The sequence below is a fragment of the Parabacteroides massiliensis genome, from assembly GCF_900155425.1.
Taxonomy (GTDB): Bacteria; Bacteroidota; Bacteroidia; order Bacteroidales; family Tannerellaceae; genus Parabacteroides; species Parabacteroides massiliensis.
On record NZ_LT700192.1, the window covers coordinates 410197 to 424487 of the forward strand.

At 43.4% G+C, this 14291-nt stretch carries 15 protein-coding genes and 1 pseudogene; 9 read left to right on the top strand and 7 right to left on the bottom strand.

From position 1 onward, the window contains the following. The 4 genes from BQ9893_RS20555 to BQ9893_RS20570 all read left to right on the top strand — a co-directional run bounded on the left by BQ9893_RS20555 (position 1) and on the right by BQ9893_RS20570 (position 4077). Positions 1–1947 carry a type IV secretory system conjugative DNA transfer family protein gene (locus BQ9893_RS20555; RefSeq protein ID WP_075967761.1) on the top strand — a complete coding sequence of 649 codons (1947 nt, stop codon included), beginning with the start codon at positions 1–3 and terminating at the stop codon, positions 1945–1947. Positions 1948–1969: 22 nt separating this feature from the next. After that, on the top strand, positions 1970–2389 hold the full coding sequence (locus BQ9893_RS20560; RefSeq protein WP_075967762.1) for a hypothetical protein: 420 nt from the start codon (positions 1970–1972) through the stop codon (positions 2387–2389). A gap of 123 nt (positions 2390–2512) precedes the next feature. Further along, the gene (locus BQ9893_RS20565; RefSeq protein WP_075967763.1) at positions 2513–3538 is read left to right on the top strand and encodes a toprim domain-containing protein; all 1026 of its coding nucleotides are present in this window, start codon (positions 2513–2515) and stop codon (positions 3536–3538) included. A gap of 80 nt (positions 3539–3618) precedes the next feature. Further along, positions 3619–4077 (top strand): hypothetical protein, encoded by a 459-nt coding sequence (locus tag BQ9893_RS20570; protein WP_139322633.1) that lies wholly within the window; start codon positions 3619–3621, stop codon positions 4075–4077. Between the two features lie 140 nt (positions 4078–4217). Here BQ9893_RS20570 and BQ9893_RS20575 read toward each other — a convergent pair. Then, a pseudogene (locus BQ9893_RS20575) lies at positions 4218–5877 on the bottom strand (IS1182 family transposase). Between the two features lie 890 nt (positions 5878–6767). Between BQ9893_RS20575 and BQ9893_RS20580 the strand changes: the two are divergent. Further along, entirely contained in the window at positions 6768–7721 is a 954-nt protein-coding gene (locus tag BQ9893_RS20580) for a transposase (RefSeq protein WP_244155234.1), read from the top strand. Positions 7722–7732: 11 nt separating this feature from the next. Here the strand turns inward: BQ9893_RS20580 and BQ9893_RS20585 are convergent, their stop codons facing one another. Beyond that, complete coding sequence (locus BQ9893_RS20585; RefSeq protein ID WP_075967765.1) at positions 7733–8032, bottom strand: Cas9 inhibitor AcrIIA9 family protein; 300 nt, start codon at positions 8030–8032, stop codon at positions 7733–7735. 594 nt (positions 8033–8626) lie between these two features. Here BQ9893_RS20585 and BQ9893_RS21815 point away from each other — a divergent pair. Beyond that, a complete protein-coding gene (locus BQ9893_RS21815) occupies positions 8627–8914 on the top strand; it encodes a hypothetical protein (protein ID WP_167369889.1) in 288 nt (95 codons plus the stop codon). A gap of 54 nt (positions 8915–8968) precedes the next feature. Here the strand turns inward: BQ9893_RS21815 and BQ9893_RS20600 are convergent, their stop codons facing one another. Continuing rightward, positions 8969–9367 (bottom strand): single-stranded DNA-binding protein, encoded by a 399-nt coding sequence (locus tag BQ9893_RS20600; RefSeq protein ID WP_075967767.1) that lies wholly within the window; start codon positions 9365–9367, stop codon positions 8969–8971. 316 nt (positions 9368–9683) lie between these two features. Here BQ9893_RS20600 and BQ9893_RS20605 point away from each other — a divergent pair, with 316 nt between their 5' ends. Both BQ9893_RS20605 and BQ9893_RS21820 read left to right on the top strand, forming a co-directional pair. Further along, positions 9684–9890: a hypothetical protein gene (locus tag BQ9893_RS20605; protein WP_244155235.1), complete on the top strand. Its 207-nt coding sequence runs from the start codon at positions 9684–9686 to the stop codon at positions 9888–9890. A gap of 223 nt (positions 9891–10113) precedes the next feature. Further along, positions 10114–10275, top strand: a complete 162-nt coding sequence (locus tag BQ9893_RS21820; RefSeq protein WP_167369902.1) for a hypothetical protein — start codon at positions 10114–10116, stop codon at positions 10273–10275. Between the two features lie 268 nt (positions 10276–10543). Here BQ9893_RS21820 and tnpC read toward each other — a convergent pair whose 3' ends face one another. Both tnpC and tnpB read right to left on the bottom strand, forming a co-directional pair. Further along, positions 10544–12109 carry an IS66 family transposase gene (gene tnpC, locus BQ9893_RS20610; protein WP_075967768.1) on the bottom strand — a complete coding sequence of 522 codons (1566 nt, stop codon included), beginning with the start codon at positions 12107–12109 and terminating at the stop codon, positions 10544–10546. 77 nt (positions 12110–12186) lie between these two features. After that, positions 12187–12594 (bottom strand): IS66 family insertion sequence element accessory protein TnpB, encoded by a 408-nt coding sequence (gene tnpB, locus BQ9893_RS20615; protein ID WP_244155236.1) that lies wholly within the window; start codon positions 12592–12594, stop codon positions 12187–12189. Between the two features lie 20 nt (positions 12595–12614). Here tnpB and BQ9893_RS21925 point away from each other — a divergent pair, with 20 nt between their 5' ends. Further along, positions 12615–12779, top strand: a complete 165-nt coding sequence (locus tag BQ9893_RS21925; protein WP_208610834.1) for a hypothetical protein — start codon at positions 12615–12617, stop codon at positions 12777–12779. 106 nt (positions 12780–12885) lie between these two features. On the opposite strand, the gene BQ9893_RS21495 is transcribed toward BQ9893_RS21925, so the two are convergent. Together BQ9893_RS21495 and BQ9893_RS20625 are read right to left on the bottom strand one after the other, a co-directional pair. Further along, a complete protein-coding gene (locus tag BQ9893_RS21495; protein WP_075967770.1) occupies positions 12886–13080 on the bottom strand; it encodes a hypothetical protein in 195 nt (64 codons plus the stop codon). Between the two features lie 508 nt (positions 13081–13588). Continuing rightward, on the bottom strand, positions 13589–14260 hold the full coding sequence (locus tag BQ9893_RS20625) for a hypothetical protein (protein ID WP_075967771.1): 672 nt from the start codon (positions 14258–14260) through the stop codon (positions 13589–13591). Positions 14261–14291: the final 31 nt, after the last annotated feature.

Consider the following 14291-nt stretch of genomic DNA (forward strand, 5'->3'; position numbering starts at 1 on the left):
ATGGAAAGAGAAAAGAAAGACCTGTCATTCATCCTGATCCTGCTATCTACGCTCATCGGGACAGCCGTACTATTCCAGTGGGCTATCGTTACGGGATTATACACCCCACTACGTAATCCGGCCATGTGGGAAAGGCTGATGGAAAAGGATGCCCTATTCCGGTTTCTCTACGTTATCCTGATCGGAGGCCTCGCTTTTCTCTTTCCGGTTGGCAAAGTGAAAGACGAAAACAAGAAATGGGTTTACACCAGTATGACATTGGTTTCGGCATCCATGCTGGTTATCGGATTCAGCCGGTTATCAGCGTGGTATAACCTATTTGTGTTTCCTACTGTGTTTGTGGCGTACACGCTGCTTGTCATCAAGGCTCTGCCTTATTTCATCCGGCGCCATGCCCAATCCGATGACAGCATTTTCGGGTTAAGCCGGGAAGAATCAGCTTTCTACTTCCGCTTTGAGACCGCCTCCGGGTCGTTGGTCATCCATAAGCCGCAGCAGAATGTCTATATTGACGGCGGTCCGGGAAGCGGTAAATCGGAAAGCTGGATCAAGGGAATCATCTACCAATGCGCCGAGCGCAACTATGCCGGATTCGTGTACGACTGGGAGGGTGATCCCACCAAGGACAAGTCACCCATCCTCTCACGTATAGCCTACGGAAGCATTGAATACTTCCGGGCTAAAGGAGTGGAGACACCCCGTTTCGCCTATATCAATTTCGTGGATATGTCACGCACGGTCAGGGTAAACGTACTATCTCCGAAATATATGTCAAAGGGCAACGAATCGCTGTTCATCCGTAACATCATCATCACGCTGATGAAGAATCTGGAAGCAAGCTGGAAGGAAAAGACCGACTTTTGGGCCAACAATGCCATTAACTACGTCTATTCAATCGCCTACAAATGTTTCAAGGAGAGGGAGCTTGGCATCTGTACGTTGCCCCATGTGATAGCCCTTGCCCTTTCGGACAGCAACCTGGTATTCCATTGGCTGTCGGAAGACCCTGAAATCGCATTGAACATGTCCTCGATGCTGACCGCCTGGAAGTTGGGCGCACAACAGCAGACAGCTGGAGCCGTATCATCCGCACAGACTCCGCTGGTACTCTTGAACAACAAATACATCTTCTGGGTGTTGTCGCCACTTCCCGAAGAAGAGTTCTCTTTGGATATAACCAACAAGGAACACCCAACGCTGTTATGCGTAGGCAATGTGCCCACCATCAAGGAAGCCATATCTCCCGCCATTTCCTGCATCGGCAGCGTACTGATGTCGCAGATGAACAATCCCGGCAAAGCAACCAGCGTATTCATGGTAGATGAATTTCCAACCATCCTGTTACAAGGCATCGACACCTTCATCGGTACAGCCCGGAAACACAATGTCGCCACCATCCTTGCCGTCCAGGACTTCAACCAAGCGGTCAGGGACTATGGAGAGAAGAGTGCCAACATCCTGAAAGCCTCTTGCGGAACACAAGCCTACGGCATGACCGGAAACGAGAAGACGGCCAAGGACATCGAGAACCTGCTTGGCGAGAAGAAAGAGGCACAGGAATCCTATTCCCACCAGACAAGTGGAAGCGGCAGCGTAACGGAAAGCCTACAAAAAGAAAAAGTCTTAAAGGCAAGGGACATTGCCGGGCAAGCAGCCGGGCACTTCATCGGTAAGATTGCCGGAGGCAAGCCGCCATTCTTCAACGTGCAGATGGATATGTGCCGTTTTGAAGAGAAGGAGATACCCCGTTTCTCCTTGCCGGTCAAACTGGGCAACGGCAAAGAAGAGATGGAACTGGAAATCCTGGAAGAGATTATCCAGCAGAACTACATTAAAATCATTGAAGATGTCAACGCTATCCTTAAAAAGATAGAGGACAAATTAAAAGAAAAGTCAGCAGTTCCGGCAGCCGGGACACATAAGACAGAACAAAAAATCATCCGATAACATTCAACAAAAGAATCCTACCATGAGAAAAATCCATTCATTATTAGTGGCAGCCTGCTTATTGGCCGCTTCATGCAACAGAGAGGAAATCCAACCGGAAACAGACAAAGCCGGTATGTATCACATCACCGTAGCCGTAACCGGCACCTCACCCAAAGGCAGTGTACATATATATAATCTTGACGGCGTGAAATTCAGGAACGAACGCACCGGCACCTCCGCATTTTCCGTAGATAAGACCTTCACCGATAAAGTGGAATACAGTACGGAAAAGCCGGTCAGCCAAATTACCGTGCAAGGCATCCTCTATTCCAAAGAGAACGCAACCATCACCCTGCAAGTAAAGAAAGACGGTGAAAGCGTATTCAACCAGAGTAAACAGTTAGAGGCTGTTCCCGGTATAGACAACACGGTAGATTTGGTTTACAGTACCGTGAAATAAAATAAAAAACATATACTTTCTCTTTCGTATTTAGATGATATTTATTATCTTTATGAAAGATAATCGTTCTCATTTATAATCTAAACTCAGATAAAATGAGATTCAACTAATCCAGTCAATCGTATGAAAGTCGATTTCAATCAGATAAAAACAACCATTTCTCTACCCGATTTCCTGCTGGAGCTGGGATGGAAAATCGTGGAAGGCTCTTCCAACTCCTGTCCCAAAATGAGCAACGGAACGCATACCATCGTCATCAAGCGGAACTCGCAGAACCAATATACTTATTGGGACGTGCATAGCGACAGCGTGCGTGGCCGAAGCATCATGGATCTGATGCAGGAACATCTATTTGAAACAACCGGAAAAATGCCGACCTTGCGCGAGGTGGGAGAGATCCTTCAGAACTACATCAACACCAACCGCATCACGACACCCGAAAAAAGCCGGTATGAAGTCGGTAACACAAGCATGGGAACGGACGAACTACATTTCTACCTACGCCAACTGCAAACCTACAAAGGAAACTATCTCTCAAAAAGAGGTATCTTGAAAGAAAGCATCGAAAGCCGGTTCTTCAAAGACACTTTCTTTATCCGTGAAGTAAAGAACAAAGGGAGTGTTTACCGAAACGTGTGTATCAAGATGTACAATGAAAACGGTGTACAAGCCATTTCACAGCGGAATGAGGCGTTCAAGGGTATTCTCGGTGGCAAGTTCGACTGTCTGGCGACCAGCAACCATGACAAAAGCCGCCCGATAGACATTCTATACATCGGGGAGTCATTTATCGACTGTATCTCCCACTATCAGCTATGCCATTCCGGAAGCGACCTCAATCTCGTATATGTATCTACGGAAGGGACATTCACGGAAGGACAAATGAGGCTATTACGCCTGATTCTTGACAAGAACCAGGTAAAGGATCTTCGGAGCATCTTTGACAACGACAAGCAAGGACACAAATACACCCTATGGCTGCATCGTTACTTTCATGGCGATACGACTGATGTCGAAAGCCTGAGCAACGATGAACTCCGCAACAAGGTACAGGAACTGAAGAACGTCGAACTCTCGGAAAACAAGGATTGGAACGATGATTTGAAAGTCTCGTGTGGTATCTATACCTCCACGGATGGCGACCAGTAACCTCATAGATTTGCTCAATCACATAAATACGACAACCAATAAAATCAGGTCAATATGAATATCAAGCACTTATTTTTTATATGCTGCTCATTGCCTTTTCCTCATGCAGCAAACCCGGCTATGAGAAAGCCATTGCAGAATGGGTTCAGACAGATTCCCACGGCACCTGGACGGATTTAAAGTTTGAACTACTGGAAGTGTTGGAAACAGAAGATGTCACCGTATCGGACAGCCTGCGCCACTTGAACAACAAAAGCGCACAATTATCCGCTGTCATACAAAAAGCGGAAAGTCCCCGTGCCTTATTCAAACCCTCCTTTTCCGCCTATATGGAAGCTAAGAAAAGCATGAAAGAAACGGAGGCCATGAAAGCCATGTACCTGAACCGTGACAGTGCGGAAGTTATCGGCAAGATATTGAAATGCAGGTATGCCATCGTCCAGCCACATTCAGGGGTGCAGCAGAAAAAAACGGGTTCTTTCCTATTGTCCCCCGACATGGGGAAATGTATCGGAAAACTAAAACCTGCAAGCAAATAATCCGAGCGTAACGGTGTGTAGCGATAACGTTTTTTGGGTTCTTTTTTGGGCGTGTTCCAAAAAAGAACTGGGGGTGTCATAATTCCTGATTATGTGCAGCCTCTTTTTGTGTCTATACAGCCATAAATTTGATTATGCCGTCATTTTTTCAAACTTATCCTGGCATATCTCCAGTTTATGCATGTAACAAATAAAAATAATCACGAATTTTCCATAAGAAGACGTTTTTCTTCCCTTTTTGTCTATTTTTCTCATCATTGAACATAGTTTCTTTATATTGAAGGCTATGGCAAAGAAGGTAAAATCCATCAGGACCTTGTCTTTTCCCATATGCCTGAAACGGCGGTAAGCCATATTGGACTTCATCTGTCCGAAGACTGCCTCCGGTTCAATGCACCGCCTCCCCCTTTCCTTGATCCCTTCTTCTGAAGTCAATAATTCACAGGCCTTTCGTTTATAGGCATTAAGCCGGTGATTGACCCTGATCGTCCTCTGGTTGGCCTTGGCCTTGTAACAGAGGCAGCGCAAGGGACACCCCTTGCATCGTATGGCGCGATAACAGGCGCTCTCGGAGATATAACCGCCCTCCGTCCGGGTTTGTACCGTACCGCTCCGGGACATGCGCTGCCCCATCGGTCATATGTAATAATCTTCTTCCTCATTATAATAGAGGCTGTCGGGATGAAAGGTGTCAGGTTTATAGCGGGGACGGTGTTCCAAATGGAAACGATTGTATTTGACGAACCCCTCAATGCCGGCTTCGTCCATGAAACGGTAGTTCTCTTCCGAGCCGTATCCGGAGTCGGCGACAACCCTTTTTGGGAAACGACCGTAACGGCCCGGGAAAGAGCCAAGGAATGGTATGAAGGTCAGCGTGTCGGTCGGGTTCGGAAAGAGGGCGAAGTCTGTGATGAATTGGTTCTCGGAGGATATCTGCAAATTGTAGCCGGGCTTGGTTTGTCCATTACACATGGCGTCTTCCTTCATGCGCATGAAGGTGGCCGAGGGATCGGTCTTGGAGATGGAATTGCGGCCTTCCATCTGTTCCAGGCGGCTGTTATATTCCGCTAGCTTCTCGCCATGCCTCTCCAATTCTTTGAACATCTTGTTCTTTCCTCTTTGCGCGGCCTTCTCTTCCTTTGTCTTTGCCTCAGGTGCCGAACCGAGTGCCTCCTTGAATTCCTTGGAGATCTCGCACAATGTCTGGGGGGTAAGCTCCAAGGTGTCAACATCGGCCGCCTTGTCTTGTGCCATCTGCTCGTTGATCTGCTGGAGTAACACACGGATTTTCTCCAACAGCTTCTCACGGTTCCTTTCCACGCTCTTGCGCCATACGAAGGTATACTTGTTCGCCTTGGATTCTATCTTCGTCCCGTCAAGGTACTCGACCTCAAGCGTGACAAAACCTTTCTCTACCAATATCAACACTAAGAGGGTGAATATATGTCCGATCTCATTCTTGACACGGTTGCGGAAACGGTTGATGGTAGCGAAGTCAGGCTTCTGGTATCCCGACAGCCAGATATAATAGATGTCCCGGTATAGGAGTTTCTCTATTTTTCGGCATGAGTATACGTTATTCATGTAACTATAAAGGATTACCATGAGCATCATTTTGGGATGATAAGGGCTGCGGCCACGCTCATGGTATAGTTTCTTGAAACCTGACAGGTCCAGGCTCTCGATAACCGACTTGAGGATACGTACAGGATCATCCTTAGGGATATCCCGGTCGATCCTCTGGGGAAAAAGTAGCGTTTGATCGGGATCATAACTTCTGAAGTGTAAATTTTCTGGCATCTTGTAAGCGTTTATTTGTCACTAAATTACAAAAATATCAGAACTTGGGCAAGTTCTTGCAATAGAAAATCAAGTTATTTATCTTGATTTTCATATCTTATAAAAAGAATAAGACTGCTGTGTGAATACCGGCTTTTACAAAAGGAGCGCGCCCAAAATATGGGACACGCTCCTCGTCATAATTAAAGTTTTGGCTGTCATTATTATATTATTATTTATCCTTGTCAATCCCATATTACAAAAAAAGCCTGACACGATAAGTTGTCAAGCTACACATCCCGTATAGTCAAGGCTTCTTTTGCTTGGTTACTCTCTACTTATAATATCTCTTAAAACGAGTGACTTTGCAAAGGAACAATTTTATTTTATACAAAACAATTTTTTTAGACTTTACTTTATATGTTGGCCAACATAAAAAAGAAAGGGGGAATTTTGACACATTTACATTTGCAGTATTAAATATCACAACAAAATATAAGTGTATATTTGAAAAGTAGAGTTGCAGTGAACTAACTTTGACACTAGTCTTAAATGACTATAGGCTGAATCAGACTGCAACTCTCTTAATAGGAGAACCTAGCCAGTTAGAATTGTAGGCTCACGACCTAATAAATGTATTAGCTGTTTCTCCTTCATGTTTAATACTGTAAATACAAAGTTATGAATTATTCTCATTTTGTAGGTCTTGATGTAGGGAAAAAAACTTTCGATGCACACGGCTCTTTCATTTAAAAATGCTTTGAAATTTCAATGTTTGTGGCTGATAGGCATTTAGGAGCATCCAAACGTCGCTATTGACACAACATAGACTAAATGCCATCTGTCTCTGTTGATGTAAAATCAACATAATCAGTGGTTGTCTGTTTGTTCCGAGTTTAAATGAAAGAGCCGTGTTCGATGCATCATTAATGTCCGCAGACGAAAAAGAGTTGTCTCACAAGTCTTTTGATAACACTCCAACTGGGATCCAATCTTTATTGGATTGGATAGCTGGTTATCATCTCTCTTTATCCAAACTCTTGTTCTGTGCTGAAAACATGGGAAGTTATGTCACAGAGTTATCTGTTTCCAGTGTCTCCATGGGATTTTCCCTGGCTTTGGTTTGCCCGTTGACCATCAAGAAGTCCATAGGCTTGCAACGAGGCAAAAATGACCGCATTGACGCCAAAAGAATAGCGAACTATGCGGTATTACACTATCGAAAACTGGAGTTATACAAATTGCCTGACAAAGACTTGGTGAGACTGCGGGGATGGATTATTATACGTGACAATTTGGTCAAGCAAAAAGTATCAATCATAAAGTTATTGGAAACATTCTCCTGGATGGCTAAGTTGGCTGATGTGACAGAATCCATTTCTTTTTTGGAAGAGCAGCTCAAGTCGATAAAAGAAAGAATCCTGGAGGTGGAAGAGGATATGGAGCAACTAATAGCCGCCAGTACATCGCTTTACACAAACTACTTGCTATTAAGAAGTATAAAAGGAATAGGAATTATCAATGCCATTGTATTACTGTGTGTTACTGACAATTTTCAAAGATTTGACAACCCGAGGAAATTTGCCTGCTATTGTGGGGTCGCCCCATTTGAACATACTTCAGGTATTTCCATACGGGGAAAAACGCAGACTTCTTCATTGGCTAACAAAGAAGTAAAAGTATACCTTACCCGGGCAGCTATTACTGCCATCTCTTGGGATCCGCAGATGAAAGCATACTATAAAAGGAAAATAGCAGAGGGGAAACATAAAGCATCTGTAATCAATGCTGTAAGAGCCAAAATCATAGCAAGGTCTTTTGCTGTGATACGAAGGCAGACTCCATTTGTAACATTAGCCGTATAATAAAAAGGTCCTTAACTTCGAAAATATCTTAGGTTTAGGAAGTAGCTATACACTTCTGAAGAGTAGTTATGTCTATATACAAACTTACCCAAGGATACGTTAATGTTCGTAAACTTGGGTAAGATTTTATAGATATTGTTTGGAGAGGACTTAGAATTCACCCCCCTATTCACTATACTATACATGTAGGTAATGCAATTATCTATATTCTTTGCAGTTTTTTGATAGACTGGAGCAAACAGACTATCCACCTCTGCCATATTATCAAGGTATGCCTTGATGGTACTTTTAAATTGTTCTGACACTTTCATAGTATATCATTTTTAGATTTCATTTCACAATAAGCCAATTTCACGAGGAACAAGGAGAATAGGCAGATGAGAGCCAATAACGTAACTGACACAACCTTTATCGGGCTTGGCGTTATTACCGCTCCGACAAACATAGCCACTGCACAAAGAGCGATGATGACCGAAAAAACAAATTGAATGATTTGCATATACTTCTGTTAATTAGTTTATTAAACTTCTAATTTTATGCTTCAGCTAGATTTAAAGACCTTTTTTTAAACCCTTTCCGGGATGACCTTTTCTTTCTGCCGACTTTTTTTTTAAGCTTTCATGCCCCATCTGAGTTTATGAGCCTTTTTTTTACGGCACGCATCAATAAGGAAGGAGGGATTAAGAAAAGTTTTGGACGACAAAAAATGTCGGAGACAGCGAAGCCGTCCGGCGTTATTTTTTTCGGGACAAAGGGCGAAGACCGGAACTCTTTCGTATCCATCCACCGAAATAAATTTGCCGTTCAAAAACAAAGGGTCTCAGATGGAGCTATGAAAAGCGCACATTAGGGAGGCAGAAAACAAGGAAAAGGGCAGTACGGAAAGTAAAACAAACCATACGGTTTTGCCTGCAAAGCCGTATTCCTATCTCCGTGCCACTTGTGGCAGGGGGGAACAGGTTAGCAACGGACTGCCGGGACAAACGGTAAAAGGAAGGGGCTACAATACGGAAGAAGGAGGTCGTTTCGGCAATGCCGAAGCTCCACATGATGACGGTTGCAATCCCGCCCACGTTTGGAACTTCTCTTTTCAGCTTTATCCGAAATCAACCGCAAAGCAACTGACTGAGGGTAAACTTGGAATGAGAACAGTCATTCCGCTGAAGGGGAGGGTAGGGAAGAAGACTGCGTGAACGCAAAGACACTCTCGGATATGTAGTAAAAAAAGCGGCACCAGGCCGCTTCAATCATTTGCTTGCTTTTTTCTTTTTAGAGACAGCCTTCTGTTTAGGCTGATCCGGTTTTTCTTCTTCTTTTTCCGGAGCCGGATAAAACTTGGTGGCTACCATAACGATGCGGTTACGCTTCTCCCCACTTTTAGAATCCGTCCATTCTTCCGGCTTAAAGTAGCCTTCAACGATAATCAGCTCACCTTTTTTCAATACATCAAAGGAATCCAGCGCTTCATTCTTTCTCCAGGCTTCAATCCCCATGAAAGCGGAAACATAAGAGGTTTCTTCACCTGTCTTGTCTGCACGGCTGACTGCGATAGAAAAGCGTGCTACGCTTGCTGTTTCAAAACTACGGATTTCTGCATCCTTACCGATAAAACCTGTTACTGCGAATGAATTTTCAATCTTTTTCATATCTCTGATTTTTTTAGAAGTTAATTAATCAATTTTACAGTGCAATAACTGATTGTTGGCTTTGGGGTACACCATGAAAAAAGATATAAATACTCTTTTTATGCTTGCCGAAAAAAGGAAAATTTGTAACTTTTTTATTGGTGAAGATGGCAGCAAATAATTCGGGTTAAATACGCTTTTTATGCAAGGCAAAAAAAGGAAGATTTCAGACGAATAACAACGTGGTGTTTGTGAATCGTCCCCTTATCCCCGTAAAAGGGGTTAGCAACAATCTATATTTGCAACGGAAAATGATTTGACTTCACTAAAAAATGATATGAAAAAGACAAAACTTGAAAATCAGCAACAGGTTTGGAAAGGATGCAAAAAACAACCGGTCAGACAGCAAGCATGGCACATTCTGAGAATATGGTCAGCCGCCTATCAACATACCGGAAGAAACATCTGCAATTCCTTTAAAAAAATGAAGCCGAAGAATGAAGCATACAATATTCCACGTATCGAAAAAGTGACTGCACGATAAAATGAAAGGCTGCAACGGAAGAACAGACTTGCGGATTCTGCGGGGAGAACATAACCATACAGGCACACAGCCACTACAACTGTTTCCGGAAAAAGAAGATTATACAACCGGAAAAACAGAAAGGCATCCACTCGGAGAAAAGCAAGCAAACGATTGAAGCGGACTGCCGATTTGGCGGCGAAATATCCGACTACCTATCTACGACCCTAAAAGGCTGGGATATATGGGTAAGAAACAGACTGCCGGGCAAATAAAAGGAGAGTGGCATAGCTGCCGGAAAGAGGTTGTTTCGGCGTGGCCGAAGATCCGAAAGCAGACCGGATATGCCTCTCTCATTTGCCTTCCCCATTCCTGGATTTCACACAATCACAGAGCGTACGAGTGACTATGAGAAATCTTGAAATGGGGACAGTCATTCCACTGAAAGGGTGGGTGGGAAACCTATGACTTCCTCCACGATAACGAATAGGGGTAGATTTCTAAAGAGAAGAGATCCGTTTCATATTTTTTATTTTCTGAGAAATTAGGACAGAACATAAATTTGTTCTTTTCATACCTTTGAAAGTTCGTAAGCATTCGGTAAACCACGTTGCAAATTTTGTGAATTAGTTCCGAATCGGTGCTATTCGTAGTCGTTTCGGAACTAATAGTATCTATTCGGAACAAGTTTGATGGGATTTTGTCCAATTACGTGGTAGAAGTTCTTCCATATTCTTCTTATCCCTCTCATAATATGGGATTTTGCTCAGGACATCTTCCATCCAAATTCTAGGGTCTACTTCTGCTGATTTGCAGGTGGCAATCAGTGAGTACACGATGGCAGCCCTGTATGCGGATGCATCGTTGCCACAGAACAGATAGTTCTTTCTTCCCAAAGCCAAAGATCTTATGGCATTTTCTATGCGGTTGTCATCAATTTCTATTCTTCCGTCGTTTACGTATCTGGAAAGTCTTGGAAGGAGCGTGTACGTATATTCGATGGCTTTACCCATACGGCTTTTAGGAAGCACTCTAAGATAGGTGTCCTGTAGCCATTTTTCAAATTCAAGTATCAGCGGATAGGACTCATGGATACGTTTTTCCTTACGCTCTTCAGTAATGAGTCCTGCATGATTGGCATCAGATTCTATCTTGTACAACTTTCCGATGTAGTGTATTGCCTGTGTGGCCAGGGTCCTGTTCTCTTCCAGGGCATCCACGTATTTTCTTCTGACATGTGCCCAGCAGCCGACCAGAGTGATTCCTTTCATCTGCTCAAACTGTTCGTAAGCTGCGTAGCCGTCACATTGCACAATGCCACGGTAGCATCCCAGCAGTTCACGGGCTACCATGCCTGAACGGCTGCCACGGTCATAATGGAACATGACGTCCCCCGTGATGCCGTCGCGTACGCACCACTCATACCCCTTTTTCGCTTTATGTTTCTCATTGTCCATAACAGGAATGACACTCTCGTCCACTTGTATATACTCACTGGAGAGTATCTTCTGTTTGAGCAGGTTGTATAGCAGCTTGAGTTTCTCCACCGCCATTTCATACCATCCGCACATGGTAGATTCGCTTATGCTGATTCCTGATTCGCGATACTGCTGTATCAGCCGGTAGAACGGGAGATGATACATGAACTTGCCGATGATAATGTCTGTCAGGACCGAGGAGCCTGCCATACATTTGCTGACCGGAACAAGAGGTAGAGGGTGAATCAGAATCTGCCTTTCCTCGGGGTATTTCTCCATATCGGATTTACTTATCACTTTGTGACGGACGGTCTTCAGGATATATAATTTTGCCGGGACACGTTCCAGGCGTGAACTCTCTTCCTTTCCGATTTCAATGAAATCATCCTTAAGCCTGCCTTCCTCGTCCGTTGTCCCTTCGGGGTAAAGATCAACAACTTCTACCGCAAGAGAAGATGTATCCAATGGCTTGCGGGCCGGCTTCTCCTTGACTTTTATGGTTCTAGTGATTTCTTCATCGCTCTTGCGGACTTCCTCCTCCATCCGGGATATTTCCATGGAGGACATTTCTTCTTTTGAGAACAGAAGAAGCTGGTTGGGATCAAGCGGAAGATTTTTTTCGCTCATCCGTCCGAAGACTTTTTTCCGGAGCCAGTACAGCGACTGCTCCAGCGAAGCAACCCTGCTGATAAGCATCGCTTTATCCTGGCGAAGCATTTCAATCTCTTCCAATAAGGCTTTTTCCTGTTCTTCCGTAAGCATCTATATCTCATTGTTTCACAATGTAAATATACTAAAATCCAATGACATACAAAATCAAACAGAGTAAGAAAACGGCACTATTTTCGAAGTTTCTGCAGGTTTTCAAGTCTCGTGCGACGGGAGTCGCGGGCTTCCATGATACCCTCCACAATCATGACAAGTTCCCGCCATTCTATATTTGTACAGACCTCATTCTCGTTGGCAGAATGAGGTTTACCTAAGGTACCGGCTTCCAGAAGTTTGGAATACAACACCATGCCGCCCGGCTCCCAATGCAGGAGCTTTATGCGATCACGGGCACGGTTTATGAAGATATACACATTGCCGTTGCAGGGATCCTGACCCATGGCGTCGGTGATGATACCGCTGAGAGTATGAAAGCTTTTGCGCATATCAGTCGGGCGATTATACAACAGATAGCGCATACTGTCATTAAGGCTGAACATGGCTGCAGGCCCGGATGATTGAAAACAGTTCCTTTTCATTTAGCTCACCGCAAATGCGTATGGCACCACCGGCCGGTGTACGTATTTCTATCTCTTTCAATCCGCTTGGCGTGCCCGGTGTACTTTTCTGTTTCCGTCCGCTTGTTCCGGCAAATGAAGGAACCGGAACAAAAGATCCCCTGTGGGGAAGCTCGATAAACTCACCTTGGGGGGGAGTAAATTAAACTGTGTCATTGTTTTGTTTTTTCTTTTGGCCAGTAAAATATCATTTCATATCGAATTTATATTCAGATATTTATCCGAAAGTAAAATTATGGTTTATCTGATAGATTAGAAACTGACACAGTTCAAATTACGACCTCCACCTTGGACCGATTTACCCGATGATTGCTCGGCGGCATAACGGGATTTGCTGTCATAAAACCGCCATACAGGGATATTGAGTTCCTCTAATCTTGACTTATAAGTCACTTTGTGCTCTTTGCAGTAGTTCATTATCTCTACTACTTCTTCTCGTGTCATCATAACTTTGCTTTTTGGACGTAAAGTTTATGACGGAAGTTTGAGACAAAAATACGTGGTTTACCGAATGCTTACGAAAGTTCTCAAAACCTATCAATGAATTAGTTTGTGCAAATTCACGTCTAATTTTACTCTTTATCAGCAAATACAAGAATACATACGGAGCATAAACTCGTTCATCTCCTTCATCTAAGAATCTCCGGTAAAAGTGATATAATATTTTTCGTTCTCCTTGATGTATAGCATACGGACTCTGCATTTCCTCATTCGGCATTCCCATAATCTCCAAATCCTTATTTCTAATCGCATAATCCGGCTTGTATCCATTCACAGAAGGAGCTGCATCCACACGAAGTATATTGATTCGATGTTTTGTTTCATTGAACTGTTCTTCCAAAAATTCCTTCTCATAAAACAGCTTTCCTAAAGAACAGATTCGACTATCAATCCCTTCCTCCGAATCATAACACAAATCATACAAGCAGACACGAATGAATGCTGCTATTTTCACCTACTCGTTCAAAGACAGGTTTATCTCGGAAAACAGACTAATCGAATCATACTCTTGTTTGAACCCAGTAGAAAGAAATTCATTTCCTTTGGGTAAGTTCACCAGTTCCGGATAATTCATTAATCCCAACCAATTGAACTCAAAAACATCCAATGCCGCATTGATATGCGTATGTGTATCCGAAAGTTCTTGGTCCAATATCGCATTAATCCGAAAATTATCATGGTCTATAATCGTTGGCCATATAAAAGAAGAACGTACATACCCTCGATTTAAATCCTGCTCAGCCAAATAGGGAATTATCAAATTATCTTCCCCTATATAGAGAGACAATTCACGCCACCGAAGCAAATACTTGAATTGAACCAATGGAGACACACCTTTCATTGTTAGCATATCCTTGGAAAAATGGTTCAATATCAACAGACAACGATTTAAGAAAGGAAAAATCTGAGGTTTATCTTTTCCTCCATCGTGAAGCCAAACATCTTTAAGCACATTTTTCAATAGACAGATTTCAGTATGCGAAAATGCCTGTTCCTCGCGTTTTACAATCTCCACCACATAATCCAATAATTCGCCCTCGCTTTCCGGATTACTAATCTTTTCGGCCACAAGGTTCAGTGGAAAATCATAGAATATACTCTTTATCGTCGCTCTTAATAAATCCATGATTGTTTAGATACAATTTACCAATCAAACA

Coding starts and splice junctions, on each gene's coding strand:
- BQ9893_RS20555 (WP_075967761.1), top strand. CDS start 1: ATGGAAAGAGAAAAGAAAGACCTGTCATTCATCCTGATCCTGCTATCT.
- BQ9893_RS20560 (WP_075967762.1), top strand. CDS start 1,970: ATGAGAAAAATCCATTCATTATTAGTGGCAGCCTGCTTATTGGCCGCT.
- BQ9893_RS20565 (WP_075967763.1), top strand. CDS start 2,513: ATGAAAGTCGATTTCAATCAGATAAAAACAACCATTTCTCTACCCGAT.
- BQ9893_RS20570 (WP_139322633.1), top strand. CDS start 3,619: ATGCTGCTCATTGCCTTTTCCTCATGCAGCAAACCCGGCTATGAGAAA.
- BQ9893_RS20585 (WP_075967765.1), bottom strand. CDS start 8,032: ATGAAAGTGTCAGAACAATTTAAAAGTACCATCAAGGCATACCTTGAT.
- BQ9893_RS20600 (WP_075967767.1), bottom strand. CDS start 9,367: ATGAAAAAGATTGAAAATTCATTCGCAGTAACAGGTTTTATCGGTAAG.
- BQ9893_RS20605 (WP_244155235.1), top strand. CDS start 9,684: ATGAAAAAGACAAAACTTGAAAATCAGCAACAGGTTTGGAAAGGATGC.
- BQ9893_RS21820 (WP_167369902.1), top strand. CDS start 10,114: ATGGGTAAGAAACAGACTGCCGGGCAAATAAAAGGAGAGTGGCATAGC.
- tnpC (WP_075967768.1), bottom strand. CDS start 12,109: ATGCTTACGGAAGAACAGGAAAAAGCCTTATTGGAAGAGATTGAAATG.
- tnpB (WP_244155236.1), bottom strand. CDS start 12,594: ATGAAAAGGAACTGTTTTCAATCATCCGGGCCTGCAGCCATGTTCAGC.
- BQ9893_RS21925 (WP_208610834.1), top strand. CDS start 12,615: ATGGCACCACCGGCCGGTGTACGTATTTCTATCTCTTTCAATCCGCTT.
- BQ9893_RS21495 (WP_075967770.1), bottom strand. CDS start 13,080: ATGATGACACGAGAAGAAGTAGTAGAGATAATGAACTACTGCAAAGAG.
- BQ9893_RS20625 (WP_075967771.1), bottom strand. CDS start 14,260: ATGGATTTATTAAGAGCGACGATAAAGAGTATATTCTATGATTTTCCA.